Source organism: Streptomyces tendae, from assembly GCF_008632955.1.
Lineage (GTDB): Bacteria > Actinomycetota > Actinomycetes > Streptomycetales > Streptomycetaceae > Streptomyces.
Genome location: NZ_CP043959.1, coordinates 5,789,240 through 5,811,210 on the forward strand (window position 1 = coordinate 5,789,240; position 21,971 = coordinate 5,811,210).

General features: G+C 74.0%; 19 protein-coding genes. 9 read left to right on the forward strand and 10 right to left on the reverse strand.

Annotated elements, in window-relative coordinates; all coding sequences use genetic code 11:
- Positions 1-37: 37 nt before the first annotated feature.
- On the reverse strand, positions 38-1,192 hold the full coding sequence (locus F3L20_RS26595) for a serine hydrolase domain-containing protein (RefSeq protein WP_186568236.1): 1,155 nt from the start codon (positions 1,190-1,192) through the stop codon (positions 38-40).
- A gap of 147 nt (positions 1,193-1,339) precedes the next feature.
- Positions 1,340-1,798, reverse strand: a complete 459-nt coding sequence (locus tag F3L20_RS26600) for an NUDIX hydrolase (RefSeq protein WP_186568234.1) — start codon at positions 1,796-1,798, stop codon at positions 1,340-1,342.
- A gap of 730 nt (positions 1,799-2,528) precedes the next feature.
- Here F3L20_RS26600 and F3L20_RS26605 point away from each other — a divergent pair.
- Both F3L20_RS26605 and F3L20_RS26610 read left to right on the forward strand, forming a co-directional pair.
- Positions 2,529-3,083 carry a CGNR zinc finger domain-containing protein gene (locus F3L20_RS26605; RefSeq protein ID WP_150156480.1) on the forward strand — a complete coding sequence of 185 codons (555 nt, stop codon included), beginning with the start codon at positions 2,529-2,531 and terminating at the stop codon, positions 3,081-3,083.
- A gap of 223 nt (positions 3,084-3,306) precedes the next feature.
- On the forward strand, positions 3,307-6,624 hold the full coding sequence (locus tag F3L20_RS26610) for a S8 family serine peptidase (RefSeq protein WP_150156481.1): 3,318 nt from the start codon (positions 3,307-3,309) through the stop codon (positions 6,622-6,624).
- 68 nt (positions 6,625-6,692) lie between these two features.
- On the opposite strand, the gene F3L20_RS26615 is transcribed toward F3L20_RS26610, so the two are convergent.
- Both F3L20_RS26615 and F3L20_RS26620 read right to left on the reverse strand, forming a co-directional pair.
- On the reverse strand, positions 6,693-7,451 hold the full coding sequence (locus F3L20_RS26615) for a hypothetical protein (RefSeq protein WP_206338826.1): 759 nt from the start codon (positions 7,449-7,451) through the stop codon (positions 6,693-6,695).
- 641 nt (positions 7,452-8,092) lie between these two features.
- Positions 8,093-8,626: an RNA polymerase sigma factor gene (locus F3L20_RS26620; RefSeq protein ID WP_145827749.1), complete on the reverse strand. Its 534-nt coding sequence runs from the start codon at positions 8,624-8,626 to the stop codon at positions 8,093-8,095.
- 331 nt (positions 8,627-8,957) lie between these two features.
- On the opposite strand from F3L20_RS26620, the gene F3L20_RS26625 reads away from it, so the two are divergent.
- A complete protein-coding gene (locus F3L20_RS26625) occupies positions 8,958-9,974 on the forward strand; it encodes an aspartate-semialdehyde dehydrogenase (protein WP_150156482.1) in 1,017 nt (338 codons plus the stop codon).
- A gap of 83 nt (positions 9,975-10,057) precedes the next feature.
- Here the strand turns inward: F3L20_RS26625 and F3L20_RS26630 are convergent, their stop codons facing one another.
- Positions 10,058-10,540 (reverse strand): DUF1203 domain-containing protein, encoded by a 483-nt coding sequence (locus F3L20_RS26630; RefSeq protein ID WP_150156483.1) that lies wholly within the window; start codon positions 10,538-10,540, stop codon positions 10,058-10,060.
- Positions 10,541-10,716: 176 nt separating this feature from the next.
- Here F3L20_RS26630 and pepN point away from each other — a divergent pair, with 176 nt between their 5' ends.
- Positions 10,717-13,293 (forward strand): aminopeptidase N, encoded by a 2,577-nt coding sequence (gene pepN / locus F3L20_RS26635; RefSeq protein WP_150156484.1) that lies wholly within the window; start codon positions 10,717-10,719, stop codon positions 13,291-13,293.
- A gap of 72 nt (positions 13,294-13,365) precedes the next feature.
- Here the strand turns inward: pepN and F3L20_RS26640 are convergent, their stop codons facing one another.
- A complete protein-coding gene (locus F3L20_RS26640; protein ID WP_150156485.1) occupies positions 13,366-13,971 on the reverse strand; it encodes a TetR/AcrR family transcriptional regulator in 606 nt (201 codons plus the stop codon).
- 70 nt (positions 13,972-14,041) lie between these two features.
- On the opposite strand from F3L20_RS26640, the gene F3L20_RS26645 reads away from it, so the two are divergent.
- Positions 14,042-14,935: an NADP-dependent oxidoreductase gene (locus F3L20_RS26645; RefSeq protein WP_150156486.1), complete on the forward strand. Its 894-nt coding sequence runs from the start codon at positions 14,042-14,044 to the stop codon at positions 14,933-14,935.
- A gap of 115 nt (positions 14,936-15,050) precedes the next feature.
- On the opposite strand, the gene F3L20_RS26650 is transcribed toward F3L20_RS26645, so the two are convergent.
- Entirely contained in the window at positions 15,051-15,434 is a 384-nt protein-coding gene (locus tag F3L20_RS26650; protein ID WP_167534618.1) for a hypothetical protein, read from the reverse strand.
- Between the two features lie 153 nt (positions 15,435-15,587).
- Here F3L20_RS26650 and F3L20_RS26655 point away from each other — a divergent pair, with 153 nt between their 5' ends.
- From F3L20_RS26655 to F3L20_RS26670, 4 genes are all read left to right on the forward strand, one after another.
- Complete coding sequence (locus F3L20_RS26655; protein ID WP_150156487.1) at positions 15,588-16,100, forward strand: MarR family winged helix-turn-helix transcriptional regulator; 513 nt, start codon at positions 15,588-15,590, stop codon at positions 16,098-16,100.
- Positions 16,101-16,250: 150 nt separating this feature from the next.
- Complete coding sequence (locus F3L20_RS26660) at positions 16,251-17,129, forward strand: CPBP family intramembrane glutamic endopeptidase (RefSeq protein ID WP_150156488.1); 879 nt, start codon at positions 16,251-16,253, stop codon at positions 17,127-17,129.
- A gap of 26 nt (positions 17,130-17,155) precedes the next feature.
- Positions 17,156-18,376 (forward strand): sensor histidine kinase, encoded by a 1,221-nt coding sequence (locus F3L20_RS26665; RefSeq protein WP_150156489.1) that lies wholly within the window; start codon positions 17,156-17,158, stop codon positions 18,374-18,376.
- Between the two features lie 4 nt (positions 18,377-18,380).
- Entirely contained in the window at positions 18,381-19,070 is a 690-nt protein-coding gene (locus tag F3L20_RS26670; RefSeq protein WP_150156490.1) for a response regulator, read from the forward strand.
- A 131-nt stretch (positions 19,071-19,201) separates the two neighbouring features.
- Here F3L20_RS26670 and F3L20_RS26675 read toward each other — a convergent pair whose 3' ends face one another.
- The 3 genes from F3L20_RS26675 to F3L20_RS26685 form a co-directional block, all read right to left on the reverse strand.
- Positions 19,202-19,477 carry a hypothetical protein gene (locus F3L20_RS26675; protein WP_145827735.1) on the reverse strand — a complete coding sequence of 92 codons (276 nt, stop codon included), beginning with the start codon at positions 19,475-19,477 and terminating at the stop codon, positions 19,202-19,204.
- A gap of 67 nt (positions 19,478-19,544) precedes the next feature.
- Entirely contained in the window at positions 19,545-21,674 is a 2,130-nt protein-coding gene (malQ, locus tag F3L20_RS26680) for a 4-alpha-glucanotransferase (protein WP_150156491.1), read from the reverse strand.
- Entirely contained in the window at positions 21,675-21,950 is a 276-nt protein-coding gene (locus F3L20_RS26685) for a hypothetical protein (protein WP_150156492.1), read from the reverse strand.
- Positions 21,951-21,971 lie beyond the last annotated feature (21 nt).

The following is a 21,971-nucleotide window of genomic DNA, read 5'->3' on the forward strand; positions in this document are numbered from 1 at the left end:
GGACCGCCGGGGGCAGCGCCCGGCGGTCCTCGTCACCTCAGTCGCCGCAGTACTCCGCCTCGATCACCGCCCCGGGGTCCCCGGACCAGTCGCCGTTGAAGTTGAACGCCAGCGAGTGCCGGCCGTCCTCGGTCGTGACGGCCTCGGAGGTGGAACCGTGGATGCCGCCGCCGTGCCCCCAGACGGTCACCCCGCAGCTCAGCTCGGTCTTCATCAGGCCCAGGCCGTAGCCGTTCCTGGCGTCCACCGCGACCGTGTCGGTCATCTCGTCCAGCTGCTCCCGGGGCAGCAGCCGGCCGGTGAGCAGGGCGCGGTAGAAGCGGCCCAGGTCCTTGGAGTCGGAGATCATCTCGCCCGCCGAGAAGGCCATGGACGGGTTGAGGCGGGTGACGTCGTGGACGGGCCCGCTGCCGTCCCGCGTCAGCTTGCCGTACGCGCGGCTGCTGGGTCCCGGGACGCCGGTGCGGGTGCCGGGGACCGAGGTGCCGGTCAGGTGCAGCGGCGCGATGACGCGGCGGCGGACCTCCTCTCCGTAGGGGCGGCCGGTGGCCTTCTCGATCACCATCCCGGCCAGCACGTAGTTGGTGTTGGAGTAGTTCCATCCGGCGCCGGGTGCGAAGTCCGGCTCGTGCGAGGTCGCGATCCGCACCAGTTCCTCGGGGGCGAGGGTGTCGTAGCGGTGCTCGAAGAAGCCCTCCTTGAGGAAGTAGGTGCGGCCGAAGTCCTCGTCCGCCGTGTAGTTGAAGACACCGCTGGTGTGGTTGAGCAGCTGCCGGAGGGTGATCCGGGTGCCGTCGTGGCCGTTGCCGGTCACCAGGCCCGGCAGCCAGGTGTCGACGGTGTCGTCCAGGGACAGCTTCCCCTCGGCCTCCAGTTGCAGCAGCACCGTCGCCACGAAGGTCTTGGTGATGCTGCCGACCCGGTAGCGGTCCTGCGGGGAGCGCTTCCGCTCCGTGCGCAGGTCACCCACCCCGGCGGTCGTCGTCCAGGCGCCGCGACGGTCGTCCGCCCGCACCGTGACGCCGGGTACGCCCCCGGCGACCGCGGCCTGCACCGCCCGGCGGGTCGCCCGGTGGTCGCCGGTGTCCCCGGCCCCGCTCCCTCCGGGCGCCGCCACGGCGGGGGCCGCCAGGGCCACCGAGAGCCCCACCGCCACCGCTGCCACCGCCGTCGTCCGCATCCGCTTCCGCATGCTCGTGCCTCCCCTGTCCGTCGGGCGTGGTCGCAGGGAGGGACCGCGACCCGGCCGCCCCGGTTGCCACGGCTCGCGACGGTTGACCGGGTTCCGGCCGTTCCCTCCCCGGGAGCAAGGGGCAGCGGCCGGAGCCCGGGGCCCGGGCTACCCCTGGGCCGGTTCCACCCGTCCCGTCGCCGGCCGCTCCCGCCACAGCCGCAGCGCGATGTCGATCAGGGGCACGCGGACCAGGCCGGGCACGGCGTCCACCGGCTGCCAGGCGGCCAGTTCGGTGGAGCCGCCGATCTCGTTGCGCAGCTCCCCGCCGGTGACCCGGCCCTCGTAGACCAGCCGGAGGCCCTGCTGGTCGACCGGGCGGCCGAAGCGGCCGGACAGGGTGTGCCGGTGGGAGTCCACGCCCAGCAGACCGGTGACCTCGATCAGGTGGCCGGTCTCCTCCTCGACCTCACGCCGGACGGTGTCGTAGGGGTCCTCGCCGTGCTCCATGCCGCCGCCCGGCAGCACCCACTCGGAGGTGCCGTGCGGCGCCGGGGACCGGGCGAGCAGGATCTGTCCGTCGCGTATCACCACGGCGTAGGCCGCCACCCTCAACTTCTGTCGCATCGACGGACGTTAACCCCGTCGACCGGGGCCGCGCAGGGTGTCTCGGGGGGCGGGCCGACGCAGCGGGAGGGCGTACGGGGTCCCGGCCGGACGCGGGCGGGACTCCCGACCGGATGCGCGCGGCACCCCTGGCGGCGCGCGCTCCCGATCACGGCGGGGCACGGGCGGGAGCCCCGACCGGAAGCGCGCGGGGGTCCGACGGCACGCGGACGGGTCCCGGCCGGACACAGGCGGGATTCCCGGCCAGGCGCCGGCGGGAGCCCTGGCAGGGTGCGAGCTCGACGGAGTGCGAGCCCGATCACGGCGGGACGCGGGCGGGAGTCCCGGTGGGGCGCGAGCAGGGGTCCCGACCGGAAGCGGGCGGGGGCCGGCAGAGCGCAGACGGGCCGGCCGGACGCAGGCGAGGTCCGGGCCGGGCACGGGTGGCAATCCCGGCCGGACACGAGTGTCAGCCCTGGCGGGAAGCGGGCGGTGCCCGGACGGGTTCCGGCCGGATGTGGGTGGAAGCCCCGGTGGGACGCGGGTCCAGGCACGGCGGGGCGCGGGCGGGAGCCCTGGCGGGACCGGGCGGGAACCCGGCGGAGCGCGCACGGGTCGGCCGGACGCGGGCGAGGCCCCCGGCCGGACACGGGCGGGGCGCGGGCGGGGGCGCGCTCCCGATCACGGCGGCTCCGCACCCACGGCAACCAGTGGCGTACTCTTGAACGGTTAGAACCGGAAGGAGAGCCTCATGTCCGCCGCCACCCCGCACCGGCCCGATCCCCGGCCGCTCACCGGTGAGCCGCTCGCGCTCGACCTGCTCAACACGCGCTGGATGACGAACGGCGTCGAGCGGGACCTGCTCGAGGACACCGACGGGCTCGCGGCGTGGCTCGCCGCCAACGCGCTGGACGACCGCTTCACCGCCGACGAGGCGGCCCTGCGCCACGCCCGCACGGCACGGGACGCCCTGCTGACGGCGGTCGGGGGCGACCCCGGGGACGGGGCGGAGGCCGTGGACGCCGTGCTCGCGCACGGGCGGATCCGGGCCACGCTCACCGCGGAGGGACCGGGCGAGCGGGCGGAGTTCGACGACCCCTCCTGGGGACCCGCATGGCTGGCCGCCCGCGACTACCTCCGGCTGCTGGGCACCGCGCCGGACCGGATCCGCGGCTGCGCCCACGAGGCCTGCACCCTGCACTTCTTCGACACCTCACGCAACGGCACCCGCCGCTGGTGCTCCATGGCGTCCTGCGGCAACCGCGCCAAGGCCTCCCGCCACTACGCCCGCAGCAGGGACACCTGACCCACCGCGCCCATGGGGTGACTTGTCGCATTCGGGCGCCATCGCGCCATAAGGGCACCGGGGGTTTTCCCCACACATCGTCAGTCCTTCCGGCCAACCCTCGCCAAACATCGGCCCTTTACGCGAAGCTCATCGATCATCCGGTAGCGCCTTCCGGACCCCCGCGACCAGGAACGATCACGCCTGGCCGCTCCCGATCGTTCGCTCCTTGCAAGGGATGCCGATGACCAACTCCCCGCAGCGCGCCCCCATATCGGGCTCCAGACGCGCGGCCCGCATCGCCGTGGCCGCCGGTCTCGTCGCCGCGCTCTCCGCGGCCGGGCCGGTCCCGCTGGCCCTCGCGGCCGACAGCCCGGCCACCGCCCCGGCCGACGCGGACGTCAAGTCCGCCCACGACAAGCTCGGCTCGCACGACGCGGAACTGCTCGCCGAGGCCAAGGCCGACGGCTCCAAGCACGTCACCATGATGATCGCGACCGCGCCCGGCAAGACCGCGCAGGTCACCGAGGAGATCGAGGCACTCAAGGGCGCCTCGGTCGGCCGCGCCGACGACAAGCTGGGCTACGTCCGCGCCACCGTGCCCACCGGCAAGGCGGACGCGGCGATCGCCGCCGCCACCAAGCTCTCCTCCGTGCACGGCGTCGACCTGCGCGACGAGATCCCGCTCGACGACCCGACGCCGGCCGGTGACACCACCAAGGCCGCCAAGGGCAAGGGCAAGAGCGCCAAGGGCTACGCCGCCCCGGACCGGAAGACGCCCGCGAAGAACCCGTACAACCCGTCCTTCGAGACGGGCGCCGTCGACTTCGTGAAGAAGAACCCGAAGGCGGACGGCCGCGGCGTCACCATCGGCATCCTCGACTCCGGCGTGGACCTCGGCCACCCGGCGCTGCAGAAGACCACCACCGGCGAGCGCAAGATCGTCGACTGGGTGACGGCGACCGACCCGATCGTGGACGGCGACCAGACCTGGCGCCCCATGGTCAACGCGGTCTCCGGCCCGACCTTCACCTACGGCGGCGCGACCTGGAAGGCCCCGCAGGGCAGCTACCAGATCAGCCTCTTCCGCGAGTCCTACACCGCGGGCGGTGACGCGGCCGGCGACGCCAACCGCGACGGCGACACCACCGACGTCTGGGGCGTGCTCTACGACCCGGCCAAGGGCACGGTGCGGGTCGACCTGAACAACAACCAGGAATTCTCCGACGACACCCCGATGAAGCCGTACAAGGACGGCTTCCAGATCGGGTACTTCGGCACCGACGACCCGAAGACCGACATCGCCGAGCGTCAGCCGTTCGTCGTGGAGGTCCGCAAGGACGTCCCGATGGACCCCTACGGCGGCGACTGGATCGGCGAGAAGGCCGACTTCGTCAACATCGGCGTCATCGAGTCCGAGCACGGCACGCACGTCGCCGGCATCACCGCCGCCAACGGCCTGTTCGGCGGCAAGATGAACGGCGCGGCGCCCGGCGCCAAGCTCGTCTCCTCGCGCGCCTGCACCTGGTCCGGCGGCTGCACCAACGTCGCCCTGACCGAGGGCATGATCGACCTCGTCACCAAGCGCGGTGTCGACATCGTCAACATGTCCATCGGCGGACTGCCGGCGCTGAACGACGGCAACAACGCCCGCGCCGAGCTGTACACCCGGCTGATCGACACCTACGGCGTCCAGCTGGTGATCTCCGCGGGCAACTCCGGCCCCGGCGCCAACACCATCGGTGACCCCGCCCTGGCCGAGAAGGTCATCTCGGTCGGCGCGTCCGTCTCCAAGGAGACCTGGGCCGCCAACTACGGCTCCGAGGTGAAGACCACGTACGCGATGATGCCGTTCTCCTCGCGCGGCCCGCGTGAGGACGGCGGCTTCACGCCGACCCTGACCGCGCCCGGTGCGGCGATCAACACCATCCAGACCTGGATGCCGGGTGCCCCGGTCGCCGAGGCGGGTTACGGCCTGCCGGCCGGCTACGGCATGCTGCAGGGCACCTCGATGGCCTCCCCGCAGGCCGCCGGCGCCTCCGCGCTGCTGCTGTCCGCCGCGAAGCAGAAGCGCATCGCGCTCACCCCGGCGACGCTGCGCACCGCCCTCACCTCCACCGCCAAGCACATCAAGGACGTGCAGGCCTACGAGGAGGGCGCCGGCCTCATCGACGTCGTGGACGCCTGGAAGGCCATCCGCGACGGCGCCACCGCGCACGAGTACGCGGTGAAGGCACCGGTCGACACCGCGATCGACCAGTTCCTGAAGACCCCGGGCCACGGCACGGGCCTGTACGACCGCGAGGGCGGCCTGAAGGCCGGCCAGAAGAAGACGTACGAGATCACCATCACCCGTACGTCCGGTCCGGACCGCGCGCTCCGTCACGACCTGGACTTCGCCAACAACGCGGACCGCACCTTCCGCGTCGTCGGCGACCGCAAGGTCTCGCTGCCGCTGAACAAGCCGGTGACCGTCAAGGTCCAGGCCGAGCCGCGCTCGGCCGGCATCAAGAGCGCGATCCTCGAGGTCGACGACCCGCGCACCGAGGGCGTGGACCGTCAGATCCTCACCACCGTGGTCGTCTCCACCCCGCTGAAGTACACCTACTCGGCGAAGGGCACGGCCCAGCGCAACAGCACCACCTCCTACTTCGTCACCGTGCCCGAGGGCGCGAAGACGCTGGAGGTCGCGATGAGCGGGCTGAAGGCGACGAGCCAGACCCGGTTCATCTCCATCCACCCGTACGGTGTGCCGTCGGACCCGACGTCGACGGTCAACTGCTACCCGAACTACAGCAACCCGGCGAACACCTGCCGCCCCGACGTGCGTTCGTACGCGAACCCGCAGCCGGGCGTGTGGGAGATCGAGGTCGAGGCGCGCCGCACGTCGCCGCTGCTCGACAACCCGTACAAGCTGGACGTCGCGGTGCTCGGTGCCGCCTTCGACCCGGAGACGGTGACCGTCGCCGAGGCGAAGGTCGGCACGCCGTCCGCCGTCTCCTGGACGGTGACGAACGAGGCCGCCGCGATCGACGGCAAGCTGGTCGGCGGGCCGCTCGGCTCCTCCAAGACCGCCCGCCCCTCGATCGGCACGGGTGACGTCCACACGACCACCGTCGAGGTGCCCGCGGGCGCCGCGTCGCTGGACGTGGCCATCGGCAACGTCTCCGACACCGCCGCGGACCTGGACCTGTCCGTGTACGACGCGGCCGGCAACCGGGTCGCCCAGTCCGCGGACGGCGACTCGGACGAGTCGGTCTCCATCGCCTCCCCGGCGGCCGGTACCTACACCGTCGAGGTGGACGGCTACTCGGTCCCGTCGGGCTCGACGGAGTACGACTACCTGGACGTGTTCTTCTCCCCGACGCTGGGCTCCGTCACCGTCGACGGTTCCGCGCCGGTGAAGCTCGGCACGGGTGCCAAGGCCACCGTCTCCGGTGAGGTCACCGTCGCGGCGGCGGCCCCCGAGGGCCGGGCGTTCTTCGGCCGCGTGCAGCTGGTGAACGCGCGCGGCACCGTCGCGGGCCTCGGCAACGTGGCGATCGAGAAGGTCGTCGGGTAACCGACCGGATCGGCCAGGAGGGGCGGGCGTCCGTACGGGCGCCCGCCCCTTCGCCGTGTTCTCCCCGCTCAGCCGCAGCTCGTGCCGCGCGAGGCGGGGAGCGCGGCGACGATCCCGGCCCGCACGGGAGCGATGTCCGCCTCGCCGACGACCGTCCGGTCCGGGTGGGCGAGGCCGGGGGACAGGCCCACCAGCACCTGATCACCCAGGCGCAGCGGGACGTCCGCCGCGTCGTCCCGGAGGAAGGTCACCGGGCCGTCCCCCTTGTAGTACCGGCTCGCCGCCAGCGTGACCCGCTGGACGCCGCCGGTGCCCGGCACCTCCTCCAGTGCCGTGACCCGGCCCTCCGCGACGAGGCGGGCGCACGTGCCGTGACCAGGCCCTAGCGGGCAGGCCAGAAAGGCCGGGGCGGAGCCGGTGTCCTCCTTGGCGTCCGAGGCGAACCCGGGGACCGCCGAGTCGGCCGAGGAGCCGCCCTGGGACACGAGCCAGCCCGTGCCGAGGACCAGGCCGGCCGCCGCGGCGGCGGCGAGTCCGCCGAGCACGAGCCGCACCGGCCGGTGCCGGGAGCGCCGGCGCGCCGGCCGGTTCAGCGCGGCGGGCGCGGTCTGCGCGGGGTGTGTCCCCGTGCCCCCTCGTGCCGTCCCGGCCTCAAGGTCCGGCCGCTCCCCGGTCGGAGCGGCCGCCTCTCGCCCCGCCAGCGCGTCACCGATCAGCGTGAGCTGCTCGCCCAGCACCGCGAGGTCCGCGAGGGCGGCGTCCCGTTCCGCGCGGAACGCGGCGTCCTCCCGCACGCCCTCGGGGAGTTCCTCCCCGAACAGGGCCACAGCGAGGGCGTCCGCCGGGTACCGCTCCCCTCCGTCCGGCGCGGGCGCGTCCCACCCGGGCGGTCCGCTCCCCGCCCCGCCGCCCCGGCGTCCGCCGCGCCCCGGCGTACCGCGCCCCAGGCCTGCGCGCTCCGTGCCCTCATCCCCCGTCCGCCGGACCCCGGCACACCACGTCCCGGGCCTTCCCGCTCCGTGCCGTCGGGCACCGTGCCGTCGGGCCCCGGCGTACCGAGTTCCAAGCCCTCCCGCTCCGTGCCGTCATCCCCGCATCCGCCGGACCCCGGCGTACCGCGCCCCAGTCCTTCACGCTGCGCGCTGTCGTCCCCGGGGCCGCCGTGCCCTGGCACACCACGTCCCAGGCGCTCCGTGCCGTCGGACACCGTGTCGTCGGGCCCCGGCGCGTCGCGTCCCGAGTCCTCGCGCCGCGCGCCGTCGTTCCCGCGTCCGCCGGATCCTGGCACACCGCGTCCCGGGGCCTCCGCTCCGTGCCGTCGGGCACCGTGTCGTCGGGCCCCGGCGCCGGGTGGCGCTGATCGGCGTGTCCGGTTCCCGGGGGCTCCGGTGCGTCGTGCTGGGGAGCCTCGTGCCCTGCGTCCGCCCGGGCCTGGCCGCGGTCCTCGCTGTTGTCGTGGGCGGTCACGTCACACCACCTCGTCCTCGTGCAGGCGGGCGCGCAGCGCCCGTACCGCTGTGTGCAGCCTGCTCTTGACCGTGCCCTCCGGGACGCCGAGCTGCTCGGCGATGGACCGCACCGGCAGATCGGCGTAGAAACGCAGCACGACGACCTGGCGCTGCGCGTCGGGCAGGCCGTCCAGGCCGCGCGCGACGGCCAGCGAGAGCACGCTGGTCTCCTCCCCCGAGGGCGCCTCCACCGGCCGGAGCGCGGCCAGCCGCTCCCCCAGCCGCTCCTGGCGGCGCTTGGCGCGGTGCCAGTCCATGGCGAGGTTGGAGGCGACGACCGCCGCCCACGCCGACACGTCCCGCGGCGCCTCCCGCCCGCTCGCGGCGCGTTCCAGCAGCCGCAGGCGGACCTGCTGCACCCCGTCCGGCAGGTCCGCCTGCGGTACCCCGCCCAGTGCGAGCACCGCCCGCACCCGGCGTTCCTGCGCCGCGTCCAGCGGATCGTCGTCGGCGACGTACGACCCGCGGCCGCGCCGGGTCCTTCCGCGCAGCACTGGCCACCCCCTCACGCTGTTTCCCCTACGACGCCGTACGGGGCCGGAACGTTCGGGCGGATCCGCGGGGGCGGCAGAGGCGTAAGTCACACCTTCGTGTGGACGAGGCCGGTATGGGCAGGGGTCCTTGCGGCCGACGACCCGAGTCGGCTGATTTTCTGCAGCTCAGGGGGGATGCGGCCGAAGGTCCGCAACCGGTGGCCGTCGCCTGCTCGTCCCACTGTGCGAGCAGGCAGGGCAAAGAATTGGACAGCCGGGGCGTGGTCGGCCGCATGATGTAAGGGCCTCGCCAGGCACATCAGGTACGCGAGAGACGCAGTAGGGAGTCGCCGTGAGGGTCGGAATCGTCGGAGCCACCGGTCAGGTGGGCACGGTCATGCGCAGGATCCTCAAGGAGCGGAACTTCCCGGTCACGGAGCTGCGCCTGTTCGCCTCGGCCCGCTCGGCCGGCACGCGGCTGGACGGCGTGACGGTGGAGGACGCGGCCGCCGCCGACTACACCGGCCTGGACATCGTGCTGTTCTCCGCGGGCGGCGCGACCTCGAAGGCGCTGGCCGAGAAGGTCGCCTCGCAGGGCGCCGTGGTGATCGACAACTCCTCCGCCTGGCGCAAGGACCCCGAGGTTCCCCTCGTCGTCTCCGAGGTCAACCCGCGCGCGATCGCGAACCGCCCCAAGGGCATCATCGCCAACCCGAACTGCACCACGATGGCCGCGATGCCGGTGCTGCGTCCGCTGCACGCGGAGGCGGGCCTGGAAGCGCTGGTCGTCGCCACGTACCAGGCGGTGTCCGGGTCCGGCCTGGCGGGCGTCGCCGAGCTGCACGGCCAGACCCGGAAGGTGGTCGACGAGGCCGACAAGCTGACCCACGACGGCTCGGCGGTCGACTTCCCCGAGCCGGACGTCTACAAGCGCCCCATCGCCTTCAACGTGCTGCCCTTCGCGGGCAACCTCGTCGACGACGGTCTGGGCGAGACCGACGAGGAGCAGAAGCTGCGCAACGAGTCCCGCAAGATCCTGGACATCCCGGAGCTGAAGGTCTCCGGCACCTGCGTGCGCGTCCCGGTCTTCTCCGGCCACTCCCTGCAGATCAACGCCCGGTTCGCCCGCCCGATCAGCCCGGAGCGCGCCACCGAGCTGCTGGCCGAGGCGCCCGGCGTGGTCCTCACCGACATTCCGACCCCGCTCCAGGCGGCCGGCCAGGACCCGTCGTACGTGGGCCGCGTCCGCGCCGACGAGACGGTGGAGAACGGCCTGGCGCTGTTCGTCTCCAGCGACAACCTCCGCAAGGGCGCGGCGCTGAACGCCGTGCAGATCGCGGAGCTGGTCGCGCAGGAGCTCGGCGGCTGATTCCACGAGGAATCTCAGGAGGCGGGCGTCCCCGGCAGGGGGCGCCCGCCTTCGCGTTCCTCCGACGTGTCTTCGGCGGGCCGTCAGCCCCGCCGGATTTCGTAGAGGAAGCAGCCGTACTCCACCGCCCGTACGTGCACCAGCGCCACCTCCGGATCGGCGAACGCCTCGCCGAGGGCGGGGCCGAACTCCTCCGGCTCCGCCACCAGCCGCCCGCCCAGGATCCGGCCGTCGGCGGAGTAGCGGCGCAGGACCCGGCGGGCCCGGGTGAACGGGAGGTCCCCGCCCTCCGGGCCCGCGCAGGCGTCCGCATGGACGAAGACGGGCCCCTGCTCGTCGTAGGCGCCCGGGTCGGCTCCCGTCTCCGCCGCCCAGCGGCGCAGGGGCGCGTAGGACACCAGGGCGACGCGCTCACCCGGACGGCTGTGGCGCAGGCAGCAGCGCAGCGGGGCGCCGCCCTCGTCGTCGGTGACGGCGGCGGCCGGGCGGCCCGCGTCGTCGAGGGTCAGCAGGTCCCGCACGACCTGCGGGGGGACGGGCCGTGCGATGGGTGTCGTGGTCGTCATGTCCCCCAGGCTCCCGCCGCGCCACCGCCCGCCGCTGGCGGTTTCCGGACGTCGAGGCGCCCTGTCTCCCCCGCGCCCGACACAGGGGTATCCCCATGCCTCCGGCTTCGTCATCGCGTGATGCCGATCTCGCGTGGAAGGATGGCGCAACCCACACATATCGAGGAGATGACCGCGTGCCTGGCACAAACCTGACCCGCGAAGAGGCGCAGCAGCGGGCGAAGCTGCTGACCGTTGACTCGTACGAGATCGAGCTCGATCTCTCCGGCGCGCAGGAGGGCGGCACCTACCGGTCCGTGACCACGGTGCGCTTCGACGTCGCCGAGGACGGCGCGGAGTCCTTCATCGACCTGGTGGCTCCCACCGTCCACGAGGTGACCCTGAACGGGGACCCGCTGGACCCCGCCGAGGTCTTCGCCGACTCCCGCATCGCCCTGCCGGGTCTGCTCAAGGGCCGCAACGTCCTGCGGGTGAACGCCGACTGCGCGTACACCAACACGGGTGAGGGCCTGCACCGCTTCGTCGACCCGGTGGACGACCAGGCGTACCTGTACACGCAGTTCGAGGTGCCGGACGCCCGCCGCGTGTTCGCCAGCTTCGAGCAGCCGGACCTCAAGGCGACGTTCCGGTTCACCGTGAAGGCGCCGGAGGGCTGGACCGTCGTCTCCAACTCGGCGACGCCGGAGCCGAAGGACAACGTGTGGGAGTTCGCGCCGACCCCGCGCATCTCGACGTACGTCACGGCGCTGATCGTCGGCCCGTACCACTCCGTGCACAGCGTGTACGAGAAGGACGGCCAGTCGGTGCCGCTCGGCATCTACTGCCGGCCCTCGCTCGCGGAGTACCTCGACGCGGACGCCGTCTTCGAGGTCACCCGGCAGGGCTTCGAGTGGTTCCAGGAGAAGTTCGACTACGCCTACCCGTTCGAGAAGTACGACCAGTTGTTCGTGCCGGAGTTCAACGCGGGCGCGATGGAGAACGCGGGCGCGGTGACCATCCGCGACCAGTACGTGTTCCGGTCGAAGGTGACGGACGCCGCGTACGAGGGCCGGGCCGCCACGATCCTGCACGAGCTGGCCCACATGTGGTTCGGCGACCTGGTCACCATGGAGTGGTGGAACGACCTGTGGCTGAACGAGTCGTTCGCCACCTACGCCGAGACCGCCTGCCAGGCCGACGCGCCCGGCTCGCGGTGGCCGCACTCGTGGACGACGTTCGCGAACCAGATGAAGACCTGGGCCTACCGCCAGGACCAGCTGCCGTCGACGCACCCGATCATGGCGGACATCCGCGACCTGGACGACGTGCTCGTCAACTTCGACGGCATCACGTACGCCAAGGGTGCCTCGGTGCTGAAGCAGCTCGTCGCGTACGTCGGTGAGGACGCGTTCTTCCGCGGCGTGCAGGCGTACTTCAAGCGTCACGCGTACGGCAACACGCGCCTGTCGGACCTGCTGGGCGCGCTGGAGGAGACCTCCGGCCGCGACCTGAGGAACTGGTCGAAGCAGTGGCTGGAGACGGCCGGCATCAACGTCCTGCGCCCCGAGATCGAGACGGACGAGGCCGGTGTCATCACCTCCTTCGCCGTCCGCCAGGAGGCCCCGGCGCTCCCGGCCGGCGCGAAGGGCGAGCCGACGCTGCGCCCGCACCGCATCGCGATCGGCCTGTACGACCTGGACGAGGCGACCGGCAAGCTGGTCCGCGGGGACCGGGTCGAGCTGGACGTCGACGGCGAGCTGACGGCGGTGCCGCAGCTCGTGGGCAAACGCCGCCCGGCGGTGACCCTGCTCAACGACGACGACCTGTCCTACGCCAAGGTCCGCCTGGACGAGCGGTCCCTCGCCTTCGTCACCGAGCACCTGGGCGACTTCGAGTCGTCGCTGCCGCGGGCGCTGTGCTGGGCCTCCGCCTGGGACATGACCCGGGACGCGGAACTCGCCGCCCGCGACTACCTCGCGCTGGTGCTGTCGGGTGTCGGCAAGGAGTCGGACATCGGTGTCGTGCAGTCGCTGCACCGTCAGGTGAAGCTGGCGCTCGACCTGTACGCCGACCCGGCCGCCCGGGAGACCCTGCTGGCCCGCTGGACCGACGCCACGCTGGCCCACCTGCGGTCCGCCGAGCCGTCGAGCGACCACCAGCTGGCGTGGGCGCGCGCCTTCGCGGCGACCGCCCGCACCCCGGAGCAGCTGGACCTGCTGGAGGCGCTGCTGGCCGGCACGCAGACCGTCGAGGGCCTGGCCGTCGACACGGAGCTGCGCTGGGCGTTCGTGCAGCGGCTGGCGGCGGTGGGCCGGTTCGACGAGGCGGAGATCGCCGCCGAGTACGAGCGGGACCGGACCGCGGCGGGCGAGCGGCACGCGGCCACCGCGCGGGCGGCCCGTCCCACCGAGGAGGCGAAGGCGGAGGCGTGGGCCTCGGTCGTCGAGTCCGACAAGCTGCCCAACGCGGTGCAGGAGGCGGTCATCGCCGGGTTCGTGCAGACGGACCAGCGGGAGCTGCTGGCGCCGTACACGGAGCGGTACTTCGAGGCGCTGGCGGACGTGTGGGCGTCCCGCTCGCACGAGATGGCCCAGCAGATCGCGGTCGGCCTCTACCCGGCCGTCCAGGTCTCCGGCGAGACCCTCGACAAGACGGACGCCTGGCTGACGTCCGCCGAGCCCGGCGCGGCCCTGCGCCGCCTGGTCTCGGAGTCCCGCGCGGGCGTGGAGCGCGCCCTGCGGGCCCAGGCGGCGGACGCGGCGGCGTCCGCGTAACGCCCGGTCACAGCGACCAGGAGGGGCGCCCGGCATCGTGCCGGGCGCCCCTCCTGTCGTGCCGGCCGTTCCTCATCCGGGCAGCGACACCGGGGCACCGGTACCGGAGGTCTCCCACGCCGCCTCGACCATCCGGAAGATCTCGTCCACCGCGGCCCGCGGGTCCTCCGCCTCCCGGGCCAGCACGAAGGCGTCGACCACGAACCGGGCGATCGCCCGGCGGACCGTGCCGGTGCGCGGCGGGCCGGGTTCGGCGGCGAGGGCCGCCGCCAGCGTCTCCGCGTGCCGCAGCCGCATCGCGCCCTCGTACTCCCTCAGAGCGGACGAGGCGTCGATCATGCGCCACACGGGAGCGGCCTCGTCCGCCAGGCAGTGGCACACCAGGGCGTGGATCTCACGGCGCAGCGCGGGGACGAGGGGTTCGCCGGGGGCGCGGTCGGTGACCGCGCGGGCGAGCCGCTGCTCGAAGTCCGCGTCCCGCTCGAACACCAGGGCCTCTTTGGAGGCGAAGTGGGAGAAGACGGTGGTGACGGCCACGTCGGCCTCGGCGGCCACGTCCCGGATGCCCACCGCGTCGTACCCGCGCTCCAGGAAGAGCCGCAGGGCGGTGTCGGCGATCTTCTGGCGGGTGGCGGCTTTCTTGCGCTCTCGGCGTCCGGACGGCTGCTGCTCGGGCATGACCGGAACGCTAGCAGATACATAACCCTAACGACTCCAATGAACTAGCGGTTAGTGTTACGGTCGCGGCATGAAGAAAGTGAGCTACGCCGAGTTCGGCGGCCCCGACGTCCTTCGCCTCGTCGACACCGAGAAGCCCCACGCGGGCCCGGGAGAGATACGCGTCGCCGTGCGCGCGGCCGGGGTGAACCCCGTCGACTGGAGGATCCGGGAGGGCCAGATGCGTCCGGCCCTCCCGGCGTCACTGCCCGCGGGCGTCGGGCTGGACGCGGCGGGGGTGGTGGACGAGGTCGGCGAGGGCGTCACGGATGTGGCGATCGGCGACCGTGTTTTCGGCGAAGGCACCGACACCTACGCCGAGTTCGCCGTGCTGCACGCCTGGGCCCGGATGCCCGAGGGCCTCTCCTTCGAGGAGGCGGCCGGCTATCCGTCCGTCATGGAGACGGCCCTGCGCGTCCTGGGCGAGTGCGGTGTCCGCCCCGGACGGACGCTGCTGGTCAGCGGTGCGTCGGGCGGGGTCGGCTCGGCGGTGCTGCAGATCGCCCGCGACCGCGGCGTCACGGTGATCGGCACGGCCGGGGCGGCGAACCAGGAGTACCTGCGCGGCCTGGGCGCCCACGCCACGACGTACGACGCGGGCTGGCCGGAGCGGGTGCGGGCGTTCACCTCGGTCGACGCGGCCCTCGACCTGGCCGGCGCGGGCGTGGTCCGCGAGCTCGTGGAGCTGACCGGGGACCCGGCCACGGTGGTCTCCATCGCGGACCGCACCGCCCCCGAGCTGGGCGTCCGCTTCTCCAACGTCGCGGGCAGCGTCCCGGAGGCCCTGAAGGAGACGGTCCGTCTCCTCGAACAGGGCACGCTCCACATCCCGGTGGAGAAGGTCTACTCCCTCGCGGAGGCGGCCGCCGCCCACGCCGACAGCCGGGCGGGGCACACGAGGGGGCGGCGGGTGATCGTGATCTGACGGCGCGCGGTGGGCCGGGTGGCGCTGCACCAGCCACCGCGAACCCCAGAGCCCCTTCGCACGCCGATGAACGCATGCACGCGAACGCCCGGGGTCGGCCGTCCGTGGTGGGCGGTCAGGCGTCGGGGTCGACCTCGGGGTGCGTGAACCGCACGGGCTTGCCCAGCGAACGGGCGTAGGCGATCTCCGCCCGGGTGCTGTCCCCGATGTGGTCGCCGACCACCAGTGCCTCGTCGGCGAGCCGGATCTTCGCCCGGTGCAGCTCGTCGAGCCGGGACTTCAGCGCCGCGGCATCGGCCGGATCGGACCACCTGGCGTGCGGCGACTTCAGGTCAACGCCCGGCCTGACGACGATCCTTCCGGCTTCGGTCTCCCGCACGTCCGCCTCGGCCATCTCGGCCATGAACCGGGTGGAGCCGCAGATCACGACGATACGCGGCAGGCCCAGCCCCTCCTTCGCCTGGGCGAGCGTCTCCTCGGGGGTCTGCGGGTGCGACACGGGTTCCTCCTGGTGGTGGGCCCCCCAGGATGCCCGACCGGGGGCACGGCACCACATCGGTGTCGAGGCCGTCTCCCCATTCACTTAGCGAAAAGCCACTTACCCACAAGCTACTTTCTTGCGGCCGACCCGTGCGGTGCGGATACTCCAGCCATGAGTGCACGCCCCGAGCCGCGTCCCGCGGACGCCGTCGACGCGATCATCGAGCAGTGGGCCCGGGTCCGGCCCGACCTGGACACCGCCGGGATGGAGGTCTTCGGGCGCGTCCACCGGCTCGCGCGCGCCATGGGCGACCGCACGGAGCGGGCGTACGCGCCGTACGGCATCTCGCGCGGCGAGTTCGACGTCCTCGCCACCCTGCGCCGCGCCGGGGAGCCGTACACCCTCTCGCCCCGGCAGCTCTCGGCCACGCTGATGCTCACCACCGGCGGGATGACGGGCCGTCTCGACAAACTGGAGCGCGCCGGGCTGCTGCGCCGCTCCCCCGACCCGCACGACCGGCGCGGGCTGCAGGTCACGCTGACCGAGGAGGGACTGCGGCTGATCGACGAGGCGGCGGGCGCGGGGGTCGCCGAGCAGTCGCGGGCGCTGTCGGCCCTCGGCGAGGAGCGCGCGGCCCAGCTGGCGGACCTGCTGCGGGAGTTGCTGCTCGCCACGGAGCGGTAGGCGGCGCCGCCCCGGAACACGCGCGAGCCGGTCGCGCATCCCCCGTGCGAGCTACCGGAGCTGTCCATGCGCGGGTGATTCGCGGGCGGCGGCGGATTCCTAGCGTGGTCCCCAGGTCGCCGCGGGTGCGGCCACGACGGGAAGGCCGCCATGGGTACGACATCCGAGACACCCCACGCCACCGGATCCGGCCAGGACAAGGACCGCGACGCCGGCGGCGGCCGTCTCCGCCGGATCGCGCGCTCCCCGCTCGGCTGGATGCTCGCCGGCATGGCCGGCGTCGGTCTGGTCTCGGGCCTGACGGCGACCGGCCCCGGCCCGGTGCCGGTGCTGGGCGCGGCCGCCGCGGTCGCCGTCTACGCGTGGGTCATGCGCCGCGTGGCAGGCCGCTCCACGCCGGAGACCGCCCGGTCCGGGGCCGGCCGGGAGGCGCTGCTGGGCGGCGCGATCGGCCTGGGCTTCGTCCTCGTCTCCGCCCTCCTCGTCACGGCGTTCGGAGGTTACTCCTTCTCCTGGGCCGGCGACGGCGTCCTGTCGGTCGTCGCGACCGCGGTCATGGTGCAGACCGGCGCCGCGGTGACCGAGGAGCTGCTGTTCCGCGGTCTCGCCCTGCAGGCCCTGGAGCTGCTGTGGGGCAGCCGGGCCGCCCTCGTGATCACCTCGCTGTTCTTCGGTGTCGCCCACCTGGGCGCCGAGGGGGCGAGCGCGTGGAGCGCGCTGGCGATCGCCGTCGAGGCGGGCGTCCTGCTCGGAGCGGCGTTCCTGTGGCGGCGTAGCATCTGGTTCGTCGTGGGGCTGCACTGCGTCTGGAACACCACGGTGGAGCTGCTCGGCATCCCGGTCTCCGGGCACACCTCCGACGGTCTGTTCACCGTCGACGTCCACGGCTCCGATCTGCTGACCGGCGGCGCCTTCGGCCTGGAGGCGTCGGTCGTGCCCGTCCTCGCCGGTGTGGCCCTCGCCGTCCCGATGCTCGTCCTCGCCCGCCGGAGCGGCCGGGTCACCACCCGCCGGCGCGCGAGCCGCTGAGTCGGGCCGACCGAAGGAGAACGGACATGACGGCCCGTCGGGAACCGTGGAGTGCCCCCATGCTCCGGGCTCCGCTCGACCGGTGGCGTGAGCGGGACGCCCTCCTGAAGGACGGCGTCCTCGCCCTGACCCTCACCCTGCTGTCCTTCGTGCCGACCCTGTCCGGCGTCGGCGCGCAGATCGGCGACCTGCCCGAGCGGCCGGCGGACGCGCTGGGTGTCGGGCTCGTCCTGGCCCAGACGCTGCCGTCGGCGTTCCGCCGCAGATGGCCTGCGGCCTGTCTGGCGGTCGTCGCGGTCGCGTTCGCCGTGCATCAGGCGCTCGGCTACGCGACGTCGTTCGGGAGTGTGGGGCTGTACGTGGCCCTGTACTCCGCCGGCGCCCATCAGGTCCGCTTCCGCCGCGGGCTCGCCGTCCTGGCGACTGCCGGTTACGCCGTGCTGGCCGTCGTCCTGGACCGCCTCGGCTCACCGCAGTCGCTCCCGGACTACCTCGCGTTCGGGCTGGTGCTGGCCGCGGTCCGGCAGGTGGGGAGCACGGTGCGCACACGGCGCGTGGAGGAGGCGGAACGGCGGCGGCTGACCGCCGAGGCGGCGACGGCCGCCGAGCGGGCACGGATCGCCCGGGAGCTGCACGACGTGGTGACCCACCATGTGACGGCCATGGTGGTCCAGTCCGACGCGGCGCAGTTCCTGCTCACGTCCGCGCCGGACCGCGCCGCCGATTCCCTGACGGCCGTCAGCGACACCGGACGGCGGGCGCTGACCGAACTGCGCCACCTGCTCGGCGTCCTGGAGGCGACCGGTGAGGCGGCCTCCGCGGACCTGGAGCGCGCGGACCGGGCCCCGGCCCGGGGGCGGCTGGAGGATCTGGTCGAGCAGGCCCGCCGGTCGGGCCAGCCGGTCGAGTTCGACGAGACGGGCGAGCGGCGGCCGGGCGGCGTGGACGTGGAGCTGGCCGCGTACCGGGTGGTGCAGGAAGCGCTCACCAACGCCATGAAGTACGCGGCGGGGCAGGCGACCCGCGTCTCGCTCCGGCACGGCGACGAGCACCTCGGGATAGAGGTCACCACCGACGGGCCGGTCTCCGCACCGGTCCAGCGGGAGCCCGGTCCGGCGGGCGGACGGGGACTGGCCGGGCTGCGTGCACGCGTGCGGATGCTCGGTGGTGAACTGAACGCCGGTCCCCGGCCCGAGGGCGGGTTCGAGGTCCGCGCCACGATTCCGTCCCGACCCGTCCAGGAGTGACCCCGTGAACGATGCGCCGCCCGTCCGTGTGCTCGTGTGCGACGACCAGGCGCTGGTGCGGACCGGCTACGTCACCATCTTCTCCGCCCAGCCCGACATGGAGGTCGTCGGGGAGGCCGAGAACGGCCACGAGGCGGTGCGGGAAGCGCGGCGGCTGCGCCCCGACGTGGTCGTGATGGACGTCCGCATGCCGCTGCTCGACGGCATCCAGGCGACGCGTCAACTGGCGGGCCCGGACACCGAGGACGCGCCGAGGGTACTGGTCGTCACCACGTTCAACGTCGACTCCTACGTCTACGACGCGCTGCGCGCCGGAGCGAGCGGCTTCCTCCTCAAGGACGCGCCCCCGGCGGAGCTGGTCAACGGCATCCGCACGGTCGCCCGGGGCGAGGCCCTGCTGGCGCCCGCCGTCACCCGCCGCCTCATCGGCCACTTCGCCCAGCACCTGCGCCCGGCCGACGCCTCCCGGCCGGGCCGGCAGGACGTCGTGGACGCGCTGACCCCGCGCGAGCTGGAAGTGCTCCGGCTGATCGCCGAGGGACTGTCGAACGCGGAGATCGCCGCGGCGATGTTCATCACGCCCGAGACCGTCAAGACGTACGTGTCGCGGATCCTCGCCAAACTCGGCCTGCGCGACCGGGTCCAGGCCGTCGTCCTCGCCTACCGGGTCGGACTGGTGCCCGGCACACCGTGAGCCGGCCCCCGTGCCGCCGGGCGTGAGGCGGCCCGGGCGGTACCGGGCGTACGGACGCGCCGAAGGGCGCCGGCGGAGGCCGGCGCCCTTCGGGAAGCACGTGTGGACCGCTCGGGCGAGCGGGCCCGGGGTCAGGCCTTGGCGTCGGCCTTGGTCCGGATGTTGGAGCTGGTCGGGTCCTTCTTCTGGTGGGACTTGTCGAGGACCATCACCAGTGCGGCGATGACCACGAAGAGCCCGACCGGGGCCAGGACGTAGAGACCCAGCGTCTCGATGACGCTCAGGCCCGTGCCGGGGTCGTCGCCGTCGTCGCGGGTGAGAGCGAGCGCGGGGGACGACATGAGCAGCATCATCAGCGTCGTACCGGCTGCCAGGGCGCCGGCGCGCAGGGCGTTCTTCTTGTCCACGGTCCCCAAAGTATCGAACCGTGTCGGGGGCCGCGCGCCCGGGGTGCCGTACGGGCGCGCGGGCCGGTCAGGCACCCGGCGCGGACTCGGTGCGCAGCACGTCGACCAGCGCCCGCAGCCGCGGGGACGCCGCCAGTTCCTCCAGCGTGACCGGGCGCCCCTCGGCGTCGGCGACCGGCAGCCGCCAGTTCGGGTACTGGTCCCAGGTGCCGGGCAGGTTCTGCGGGCGCCGGTCCCCGACCCCGTCCGGCAGCCACACGCCGACCATCCGGGCGGGGGTGCGCAGCAGGTAGCGGTACACCGCCTGGATGCCGGCCTCCTCCCGGGAGGCGTCCGCGCCGCCCGCGCCGCCGCCGTCCGGGCCGCCGTGCGGGCCGCCGTCCGGGCCGGGGAGCAGGCCGAGCCGTTCCAGCACCTCCAGCCACTCCCCCACGTCCGCTGCGGCCTCGGCCCGCTCCTCGGCCAGGGGGCGGGTGAGCAGGCCCAGGCGGTCGCGGAGCTCCACGTGCTCGCCGGTGAGGCGTGCGGCGGTGGACGGCAGGTCGTGGGTGGTGGCCGTGGCCAGGCAGTCGGCGCGCCAGCTCTCCGGCGGCAGCGGGCGGCGGTCGCCCTCCCAGTCCCGCTCGAACCACAGCACCGAGGTGCCGTACACCCCGCGGTCGCGCAGCGCCTCGCGCACGCCCGGTTCCACCGTCCCGAGATCCTCGCCGATCACCGGCGCCCCGGCGCGTGAGGCCTCCAGGACCAGCACCGCCAGCATGGCCTCGGCGTCGTAGCGGACGTAGGTGCCCTCGGTCGGGGGGTGGCCCTCGGGCACCCACCAGAGCCGGAACAGTCCCATCACGTGGTCGATGCGCAGGGCGCCCGCGTACCGGAAGAGGGCCCGCAGCAGGTCACGGAACGGGGCGTACCCGCTCTCGGCGAGGCGGTCCGGGCGCCAGGGCGGCAGCCCCCAGTCCTGGCCGCGCGCGTTGAAGGCGTCCGGGGGCGCGCCGGCCGACATGCCGGCCGCGAAGTACTCCTGCTGCGCCCAGGCGTCCGCGCCCGTCGGATGCACGCCGACGGCCAGGTCGTGGACGATCCCGACCGGCATCCCGGCCTCGCGCGCGGCCCGCTGGGCGGCGGTGAGCTGGCCGTCGGTGAGCCAGACGAGCCAGGAGTGGAAGTCGACGCGGTCCCGCAGCTCGTCCCGGGCGCGGGCCGTCTCCGCCGAGCGGGGGTCGCGCAGCGCGGCGGGCCAGCGGCGCCAGTCGGGGCCGTGCACCTCGGCGAGCGCGTACCAGGTGGCGTGGTCCTGGAGGGCCTGGCCCTGGCCGGCGCGGAAGGCCCGGAGAGCGGCGGCACGACCGGGCCCGAGCGGGACCTCCCGCACCAGCTCCAGTGCCTCCCGCTTGGCCTCCCAGACCGCGTCCCGGTCGATCAGCTCGCCCTTGTCGAGCACCGCCTCGCGCAGCCGCGCCGCCCGCTCCAGCAGGCCGCGCAGCCGGTCGCGGTCCTCGACGTGGGCGAACTCGGGCACGTCCTCGACCCGCAGGTGCACCGGGTCGGGGAAGCGGCGCGAGGAGGGACGGTAGGGCGACGGGTCGGTCGGCGGCCCGGGAACGGCGACGTGCAGCGGGTTCACCTGCACGAACCCGGCGCCCAGGTCGCGTCCGGCCCAGCCCGCGAGCTCACCGAGGTCGGCGAGGTCGCCCATGCCCCAGGAGCGGCGGGACAGCAGGGAGTAGAGCTGGACCAGCAGCCCGTAGGAGCGCCCCTCGGGTGCGGGCAGCCGCGGGGGCGCGACGACCAGGTGGGAGCGGGCCGTGCGGCCGTCGGGGGCGGTGGCGGTCAGCAGGTGCACCCCGGGCGGGAGGCCCTCGGCGGACGCGCGGGTGCCGCCGTCCTCGGTGCGGATCTCCAGCCGGGTGCCGGCGGGGAGCGCGGCGAGCGCGTCGGGCGCGCGGGTGCCCCGGCCGACGACCGTGGGAGGCAGCAGGCGCTCGGCGATTTCCTGTGCGCGGGCCGCCAGGGCGTCACGGACGGCCGCGTCGGTGGACGTGTCGACACCGAGGGCGGCCAGGGCGAGGGTGACGGCGGTGGCCGAGGCCGCGACCGTCACGTCCGGGGAGGGGCTGTAGGAGGTGGCGACGCCGTGCAGGGCGGCGAGCCGGGACAGCGCCTCGGAGGGGGTCTCGGCCGGCCGGGGCGCGGTCACCTAGGGCTCCGGGCGGTACTGGGCCGGGAAGGAGTCGAGTCCCGCGGCGTCCGAGGAGTCGGAGAAGGTGTCGGACTCGCTGGTCAGCGGGGTGGCGTCGGACAGCGGCGGCTCGCTGGTCAGGGGCTCCGCGTCGGGCAGCGGGGGTTCACTGGTCAGCGGCGCCTCGGCGCAGGAACCCTCCGCGCCGAGGAAGCAGTCGTGCGGGTCGTCGGCGGACTGCTCCGCCGAGCGTTTGGACAGGACCGGAGGAAAGACGTATGCCGCTGCAGCCACCAAGGGCCTCCTCGTCGAGCT

Excerpts from the sequence above, each read along its gene's own strand:
- F3L20_RS26630 (WP_150156483.1), bottom strand. The coding sequence starts at position 10,540 with ATGACGACCACGACACCCATCGCACGGCCCGTCCCCCCGCAGGTCGTG.
- F3L20_RS26600 (WP_186568234.1), bottom strand. The coding sequence starts at position 1,798 with ATGCGACAGAAGTTGAGGGTGGCGGCCTACGCCGTGGTGATACGCGAC.
- F3L20_RS26610 (WP_150156481.1), top strand. The coding sequence starts at position 3,307 with ATGACCAACTCCCCGCAGCGCGCCCCCATATCGGGCTCCAGACGCGCG.
- F3L20_RS26605 (WP_150156480.1), top strand. The coding sequence starts at position 2,529 with ATGTCCGCCGCCACCCCGCACCGGCCCGATCCCCGGCCGCTCACCGGT.
- F3L20_RS26665 (WP_150156489.1), top strand. The coding sequence starts at position 17,156 with ATGACGGCCCGTCGGGAACCGTGGAGTGCCCCCATGCTCCGGGCTCCG.
- F3L20_RS26655 (WP_150156487.1), top strand. The coding sequence starts at position 15,588 with ATGAGTGCACGCCCCGAGCCGCGTCCCGCGGACGCCGTCGACGCGATC.
- F3L20_RS26660 (WP_150156488.1), top strand. The coding sequence starts at position 16,251 with ATGGGTACGACATCCGAGACACCCCACGCCACCGGATCCGGCCAGGAC.
- F3L20_RS26595 (WP_186568236.1), bottom strand. The coding sequence starts at position 1,192 with ATGCGGAAGCGGATGCGGACGACGGCGGTGGCAGCGGTGGCGGTGGGG.
- F3L20_RS26645 (WP_150156486.1), top strand. The coding sequence starts at position 14,042 with ATGAAGAAAGTGAGCTACGCCGAGTTCGGCGGCCCCGACGTCCTTCGC.
- F3L20_RS26640 (WP_150156485.1), bottom strand. The coding sequence starts at position 13,971 with ATGCCCGAGCAGCAGCCGTCCGGACGCCGAGAGCGCAAGAAAGCCGCC.